Raw genomic sequence first — 2,440 nt, 5'->3', positions numbered from 1 at the left:
TGTGCTGTGATGAAATGGAGAACATTCGATTCGCGCAATCGCTGTTTCTCGTAATGGCCTGTCTGAAAGAGACATTAATGAACGAGTTAGTACTATCTGAACAACATGTTCAAGACTTGTTAGATACTATCTTTGATAGTTTACCGGAACTCTTCAAGCCATTTTTAAAAGAAAATCAGCTGAATCAAATATCAAAAGCGGCATAATAATCGGTACCAAGTCAATGACACCAAGCGTCAAAGGCTATTTTTTAACTGCAAAACTTGAGTTATTTATATAATATCAATCGATAAGGAGGGGTAGTTTGAGGGATTTACCCATTGCAACAGTATTCAATAATACAGAGTTAGCAATTATGATGTCTGATCAAATTGTCAGCACGGCAATCGCAGAAACAAATATTTATGATATAACCGCTTTTGGACTTGGAGCGGGAGAATCGATTAGTACGGAGATTGTCGGTCTGGAAAAGTTAATTTATTGTCTCGAAGGCCAATTGGAAATAACCCATAATGAACAAGTTGTCGTTTTAGAAGCTGGATCGATGATCTTACTAGATCGTGGTTCCTATCATGCAATCAAAGCTAAAAATAAAGCTAGTTTTCAACAAATCCATATTTACCAAACAGAGGAGAATGAACAAATGATTAATAAAATTCCACATAATGAAACGATTCAGTTAGCTGATCAAATTGAAATTGTACCTAACAGAAAGTCGAGTAAGTCACTTGTTCAACACCAAACTTTAACATTAACATTATTTGCACTTGATAAAGGTCAACAAATTGCTCGACATACAGCGACTGGGGATGCACTTGTGCAAATTTTAGAAGGTGAAGCATTGATTACAATTGACCAGACTGACTACACCGTCAAAAAAGGTGAGAGCATTGTCATGCCTGCAGAAATACCCCATGCGTTAGAAGCTGTTGAAGCGTTTAAAATGTTACTAACAGTTGTAAAGGCAGGTGAATAATATGCGTGAAGCAGGACATTCCTTTCTTGCTAGATTAGGAAAAACACGGCTACGTCCTGGTGGCGTGGAAGCAACGGATTGGTTATTTAACCATGTTTCATTTAATAAAAACCAACACATCCTAGAAGTAGCTTGTAACCAATGTACAAATGCGATTGAGTTGGTCAAAAAAACAGGATGTTCGATCACAGCTGTTGATCTAGATAAACAAGTAATAGAGATAGCTAAGAAGCGGATAGAGGAAGCAAAGCTAACAGACCATATAACGGTTGAACGAGCGAATGCATTAAATCTTCCCTATCCCGACCAATCCTTTGACATCGTAATCAATGAGGCGATGTTAACGATGCTGGGAGACAAGCAAAAAGTAAAAGCAATTTCAGAATATTATCGAGTTTTAAAACCAGGTGGTCTGTTATTAACTCATGATGTTAAGCTTACAGATGGAGGTATGCCGAAAGTTGTAACAGACTTGCAACAAGCAATTCATGTTCAAGCTAAACCTCATGACGAAGCAGGCTGGCGTAATATCTTTAATCAAGCTGGCTTTGAAAATTTAGATGTAGCAACTGGTCCAATGTCATTAATGAATCCGATCGGTATGATTAAAGATGAAGGCTTGATACGGACGATGAAAATTTTTCGGCAGGCAATAAAAAAGGAAAATCGAGCCTATTTTAAATCAATGTTCCGCTTTTTCAAAACAAATAAATCAAATTTAGGTTATATTGCGATCGTTTCAACAAAGTAAATAGTCTTATTAATTTCATTAAAATCTCAATTTAACGATTTGACTCTCGTCTGCATGCTAGAATTCGCAATTAGAATTCTTTAAGACGAGGGTTTTTTAAAATTCGCTAAATTTTCTAACTAGTCCTTAAGCAAGTTTCTATTTAGTTTATGTTAGAATTAGATTAGTAATTAAACAAGTCAGAATCTAAGATCAACATCCCGAAAGGAGCTCGACTAATTCATGAAAAAACTAATCGATATGCTGGAACAACGAAAAGATGAAATGGTAGCGATTCGCAGACATCTACATCAACACCCTGAACTGTCATTTCAAGAAGAAAAAACAGCTGCCTATATTGAAAAGTTTTATCAAGGAAAAGATATCAAAATTGACACAAACATTGGTAATGGCTATGGCATCATTGTTACTATTGAAGGTGGAAAAGCAGGCAAAACTGTTGCACTTCGAGCTGATTTTGATGCTCTCCCAATTCAAGAAGAAGCTGACGTCCCTTTTAAATCTAAAAATGATGGTGTCATGCATGCGTGTGGGCATGATGCACATACAGCTTACCTACTTGTTTTAGCAGACTGTTTGATTCAACTCACTAGTGTTGCATTAAAAATTTAACTGTTTCATGACATAAAAAAGTCCTTTATAATGGGGTTGGATGACTTATCCAAGACCAAAACAAAGGACTTACAACATGGATAAGTATAAAACAAAAATGA

The 2,440-nt window shown here is 36.1% G+C and carries 3 protein-coding genes and 1 pseudogene; all 4 read left to right on the top strand.

Annotated elements, in window-relative coordinates:
• A partial coding sequence (locus ACYQ2O_RS11715) for a hypothetical protein (protein ID WP_459771242.1) occupies nt 1-206 on the top strand: 206 nt, incomplete at its 5' end.
• 98 nt (nt 207-304) lie between these two features.
• Nucleotides 305-976 carry a cupin domain-containing protein gene (locus ACYQ2O_RS11710; RefSeq protein WP_428830623.1) on the top strand — a complete coding sequence of 224 codons (672 nt, stop codon included), beginning with the start codon at nt 305-307 and terminating at the stop codon, nt 974-976.
• Nucleotide 977: 1 nt separating this feature from the next.
• On the top strand, nt 978-1,727 hold the full coding sequence (locus tag ACYQ2O_RS11705) for a class I SAM-dependent methyltransferase (RefSeq protein WP_346024969.1): 750 nt from the start codon (nt 978-980) through the stop codon (nt 1,725-1,727).
• Nucleotides 1,728-1,949: 222 nt separating this feature from the next.
• Nucleotides 1,950-2,315: pseudogene (locus ACYQ2O_RS11700) on the top strand (M20/M25/M40 family metallo-hydrolase); the annotation flags it as partial.
• Nucleotides 2,316-2,440: the final 125 nt, after the last annotated feature.

This window comes from Alkalibacterium sp. m-11 (assembly GCF_054658155.1).
This window is presented reverse-complemented; position numbering and strand designations above follow the sequence as displayed.